The organism is Halanaerobium sp. MA284_MarDTE_T2, from assembly GCF_003337245.1.
GTDB lineage: Bacteria > Bacillota > Halanaerobiia > Halanaerobiales > Halanaerobiaceae > QPJE01.
Map to the genome: position 1 here is coordinate 1 of NZ_QPJE01000052.1, position 4,154 is coordinate 4,154.

General features: G+C 35.7%; 8 protein-coding genes and 1 other annotated feature. All 8 genes read right to left on the bottom strand.

Going from position 1 to position 4,154, the window contains the following annotated elements; translation table 11 throughout:
* Positions 1 to 435: 435 nt before the first annotated feature.
* The gene (gene rplL, locus DFR78_RS11680; RefSeq protein ID WP_114458999.1) at positions 436 to 804 is read right to left on the bottom strand and encodes a 50S ribosomal protein L7/L12; all 369 of its coding nucleotides are present in this window, start codon (positions 802 to 804) and stop codon (positions 436 to 438) included.
* A gap of 20 nt (positions 805 to 824) precedes the next feature.
* Complete coding sequence (gene rplJ, locus DFR78_RS11685) at positions 825 to 1,340, bottom strand: 50S ribosomal protein L10 (protein WP_114459000.1); 516 nt, start codon at positions 1,338 to 1,340, stop codon at positions 825 to 827.
* Positions 1,341 to 1,358: 18 nt separating this feature from the next.
* Positions 1,359 to 1,502 (bottom strand) — a sequence feature (ribosomal protein L10 leader region).
* Positions 1,503 to 1,550: 48 nt separating this feature from the next.
* Complete coding sequence (gene rplA / locus DFR78_RS11690) at positions 1,551 to 2,258, bottom strand: 50S ribosomal protein L1 (RefSeq protein WP_114459001.1); 708 nt, start codon at positions 2,256 to 2,258, stop codon at positions 1,551 to 1,553.
* 77 nt (positions 2,259 to 2,335) lie between these two features.
* Positions 2,336 to 2,758 (bottom strand): 50S ribosomal protein L11, encoded by a 423-nt coding sequence (gene rplK, locus DFR78_RS11695; RefSeq protein WP_114459002.1) that lies wholly within the window; start codon positions 2,756 to 2,758, stop codon positions 2,336 to 2,338.
* A 37-nt stretch (positions 2,759 to 2,795) separates the two neighbouring features.
* Positions 2,796 to 3,335 carry a transcription termination/antitermination protein NusG gene (nusG, locus tag DFR78_RS11700; protein ID WP_114459003.1) on the bottom strand — a complete coding sequence of 180 codons (540 nt, stop codon included), beginning with the start codon at positions 3,333 to 3,335 and terminating at the stop codon, positions 2,796 to 2,798.
* A 42-nt stretch (positions 3,336 to 3,377) separates the two neighbouring features.
* Entirely contained in the window at positions 3,378 to 3,578 is a 201-nt protein-coding gene (gene secE, locus DFR78_RS11705; protein ID WP_114459004.1) for a preprotein translocase subunit SecE, read from the bottom strand.
* Positions 3,579 to 3,617: 39 nt separating this feature from the next.
* Positions 3,618 to 3,767, bottom strand: coding sequence for a 50S ribosomal protein L33 (rpmG, locus tag DFR78_RS11710; RefSeq protein ID WP_114459005.1), 150 nt, complete (start codon positions 3,765 to 3,767; stop codon positions 3,618 to 3,620).
* Positions 3,768 to 4,059: 292 nt separating this feature from the next.
* A partial coding sequence (locus DFR78_RS12325; protein ID WP_143009710.1) for a hypothetical protein occupies positions 4,060 to 4,154 on the bottom strand: 95 nt, incomplete at its 5' end.

Sequence of the window (4,154 nt, forward strand, 5' to 3'; positions counted from 1 at the left end):
AATAATTTCTTTAACTACTTCATAAGCTCTTTTAGCTTTCCTTTTTGATTTCGTCATTACCACAAAATCATCAGCAAATCGCACCAGTTTATACCCTCTTTCTGTCGTTCCAACCCTAATCACATCTGCAAATCCAGCCTAGATTGCATGGTTGTTATGCCGGCATTGAGCTTCTTCGTTATAATGGCGAATCGCCATTTACAGATGCCACCTCTGGTTCACATAATGTTTTGGACTAACAGCACGTCTCAGACTCTTCAGATTCCACCTCACGGTGAACACCCTGTCACTGTTGACTTCTACATGATACATGCCACAACATAGATAGGACTTTCACCTATTATCAGAATAATTTACGGAGCACACAAAAAATAGTCCCACCTCTTAAATAACAGGCAGGACTATTTATTAATTTTATATTTAAATTATTTTTAATTACTTAAGTTCTACTGTTGCTCCAGCTTCTTCTAATTTTTCTTTCATTTCTTCTGCTTCCTCTTTACTTACTCCTTCTTTTACGTTCTGAGGAGCATCGTCAACTACAGCTTTAGCTTCTTTCAGGCCAAGACCTGTAAGTTCTCTAACTGCTTTAATAACTTGAATCTTTTTGGAACCAATGTCTGCAAGAAAAACATCAAATTCTGTTTTTTCTTCCTCTTCAGCACCTCCGTCACCAGAAGCAGCAGCCATTGCAACAGGTGCAGCAGCGCTTACACCAAATTTATCTTCAAGTTCCTCAACTAATTCTGAAAGTTCCAGTACACTCATTTCTTCAATTGCTTTAATAATTTCTTCTTTATTCATTATAAATCCTCCTTATTTTTTTAAGCTTTTTGCTCTTTAATTTGACCTAACACCTGAACTAAACCGCGAATATTACCCTGCAGTACATTAACCAATCCAGTAAGGGGTGCTTTCATACCGGCAAATGCCTGTGCCAGTAATTGTTCTCTGGATGGTATTTTAGCAAGAGATTTAACCTTATCAATATCTATAATTTCACCATTTAATATACCAGCTTTTATTTCAAGAACTTCATGATCTTCAGCAAAATCTACAAGTATTTTTGCAGGAGAAACCGGGTCATCCATTCCAAAAGCAATTGCGGTAGGTCCACTGAAAAACTCATTCATCTCATCCATTTCAACATCATCAGCAGCAATAGAAGCAAGGGTATTTTTAACAACTTTATAATCCACACCCGCTTCTCTTAACTGTTTTCTTAATTCTGTCATTTCTGCAACATTTAGGCCAAGATAGTCAGTTATAACCATAGATTTTGAATGCGTAAATTTATCTGCTAGTTCTTTAACAACTGCTTCTTTTTCTGGTCTTGCCATAAATTTCACCCCCTCAGCTTTGAAACATAAAAAACCTCCTGTTGACAGGCAGGAGGTAGTAATATACATCAATTGCATAATTGCAATTTACAAAAAGTTAACCTCGGCAGGACATTAAGCTTTTTCAGCCCCTGCTGTCTTCGGATAAATATTCTTTTTTCTTCAATTAATATATCACAAAAAATATTGAGCGTCAACTCTGTGTCAATTCTAACGTCCAATTAGTGCTAAACTAGCTGCCGGGTCAACTTTAATTCCAGGACCCATAGTCGATGATACAGCCAGAGACCTAAAATATCTTCCTTTTGCAGCTGCCGGACGTTCTTTGGCCAGAGTATCTATAATAGTTTTGTAATTGTTTAACAGCTGTTCAACTGAAAAAGAAACTTTTCCAATTGGCAGATGAACAATTCCACTTTTATCAACTCTATATTCCAATTTACCGGCCTTAAATTCTTTAACTGCTTTTTCTAGTTCAAAAGTTACTGTTCCAGCTTTTGGATTTGGCATTAGTCCTTTAGGTCCCAAAATTCTTCCAAGCCTTCCCACAACACTCATCATATCCGGTGTTGCTACAGCCAGATCAAAATCCAACCAGCCACCTTCGATTTTTTCTGCTAATTCTTCAGCACCAACAAAATCTGCACCTGCTTCTTCAGCTTCTTTTGCTTTTTCTCCTTTAGCAAAAACTACTAAAGTAATTTCCTGGCCTGTACCTTCAGGCATTACTACAGTACCTCTTATATTCTGATCTGCATGTTTGGGATTAACTCCTAATTTTGCAGATAATTCCACAGTTTCATCAAAATTTGCACTTGCTGTTTCTTTAACTAACTCGAGTGCTTTAGCCGGTTCATATAATTTATCACGATCAACTTTTTGCCTAACCTCTTTATATCGCCTGCTTTGTTTTCCCATAAAAATTCTCCTCCTTGTGGTATTATCGGATTAATTCCTCCCACATATATGCTAAACGGAAAGAACAATCAAAATATTTATTCAACTAAAATTCCCATACTTCTTGCTGTCCCTGCTATCATACTCATAGCTGCTTCCATACTACCTGCATTTAAATCAGGCATTTTTGTTTCTGCAATTTTTCTGACAGCATCCTTACTAACTGTAGCTACTTTGTTAACATTTGGCTCACCAGAAGCAGTATCAATCCCTGCTGCCTGTTTAAGCAGTACCGCTGCGGGTGGGGTTTTTGTTATAAAATCGAATGATCTATCCTGATATACAGTTATCTCTACCGGTATAATAGTACCCTGCTGTTCTTTAGTTTTAGCATTAAATGCTTTACAAAATTCCATAATATTAACACCATGCTGGCCTAAAGCAGGTCCTACTGGTGGTGCAGGATTTGCCTGACCGCCTGGTATTTGAAGTTTAATTATATTCATAACTTTTTTGGCCATCATTAACACTCCTTTCTAATAATAATTCTGCTTTCAATTACTGTTTCTCAACCTGAGAAAATTCCAGCTCTACTGGAGTATCTCTACCAAACATAGAAACTAATACTTTAACTTTACCCTGCTGTGGGTGAACTTCTTTTACAACTCCAACAAAATCTTCAAATGGACCATCTGTAACCATTACTTTATCTCCAGCTTCAAAGTCTATTGTCATATCCTGTTCTTTCAAGCCCATACCCTGTAAAATATGTTCAACTTCTTCTGGCTGAAGTGGAAGTGGCTTTGTTCCACTGCTGACAAAACCTGTTACCCCAGGTGTATTCCTGACAACATACCAGGAATCATCATTCATATCCATTTCTACCAGAACATAACCGGGAAAGATCTTTTTCTCAACAATTTTATCTTTACCCTTCTTCTTTTCAACTTTTTCTTCAACAGGTACCAGAATACGAAAAATTTTATCTTCCATACCTGTACTTTCAATTCTTTTTTCTAGATTGGCTTTAACCTTTTTTTCATGCCCGGAATAAGTATGGACAACATACCATTTATTTTCTTTATTCTCTTCAGTCATATTCTAAGGACCCTTAATTAAAAAGGACCCTCACCTCCTCAGTTACATTATTAATGGAGTAATTATATTGGCCAGTAATAAATCTAAAACACCGATAAATACTATCAAAGATATTACAGTTACTAAAACCACTAACGTATTTGAAGCTACTTCTTCTCTATTTGGCCAATTTACTTTTTTTAATTCTGACTTTACCTGGCGAAAAAACTTAGCTATTTTACTAAAAAAACCGGTCTTTGCCATAAAAATACCACTTCCTCAAATTAAATATTCAGGGAAAAACTACTTTGTTTCACGATGGAGAGTATGTTCTTTGCAAAATTTACAGTATTTCTTTAATTCTAATCTATCACGTGTGTTTGACTTATTCTTTTTGGTAGAATAGTTTCTGTTTTTACATTCAGTACATTCCAGAGTAATAATTTCTCTCATCGTAAATCCACCTCCTCAGTCCAATCTGCTTACTTTGTTAGTATTATCTATTCAAAATCATGTACAATTTTTAATCATTCTCGTTTTCAAAGCTATAACCTTAATTAATTTAACATATTCTCAGATGAATGTCAATATTTTTTAGAAAATAGAGTTTCCCAAAATTATTTTTAGAGCTGCAAAAAAAAGGGAAAGTCTTTTTTTTAGAAAAAAAGCATGTGCAGTATAAATCTGCACATGCCTATTGAAAACAGTTTGAATTATATCAACAAGGCAATTCAATTTCTATGCTTTACTCAATAATTTCGGTAACAACTCCGGCACCAACTGTGTGGCCACCTTCACGGATTGCAAAACGCAGTCCTTCTTCCATAGCTATTGGAGTAA

Excerpts from the sequence above, each read along its gene's own strand:
- rplL (WP_114458999.1), bottom strand. The coding sequence starts at position 804 with ATGAATAAAGAAGAAATTATTAAAGCAATTGAAGAAATGAGTGTACTG.
- rplJ (WP_114459000.1), bottom strand. The coding sequence starts at position 1,340 with ATGGCAAGACCAGAAAAAGAAGCAGTTGTTAAAGAACTAGCAGATAAA.
- rplA (WP_114459001.1), bottom strand. The coding sequence starts at position 2,258 with ATGGGAAAACAAAGCAGGCGATATAAAGAGGTTAGGCAAAAAGTTGAT.
- rplK (WP_114459002.1), bottom strand. The coding sequence starts at position 2,758 with ATGGCCAAAAAAGTTATGAATATAATTAAACTTCAAATACCAGGCGGT.
- nusG (WP_114459003.1), bottom strand. The coding sequence starts at position 3,335 with ATGACTGAAGAGAATAAAGAAAATAAATGGTATGTTGTCCATACTTAT.
- secE (WP_114459004.1), bottom strand. The coding sequence starts at position 3,578 with ATGGCAAAGACCGGTTTTTTTAGTAAAATAGCTAAGTTTTTTCGCCAG.
- rpmG (WP_114459005.1), bottom strand. The coding sequence starts at position 3,767 with ATGAGAGAAATTATTACTCTGGAATGTACTGAATGTAAAAACAGAAAC.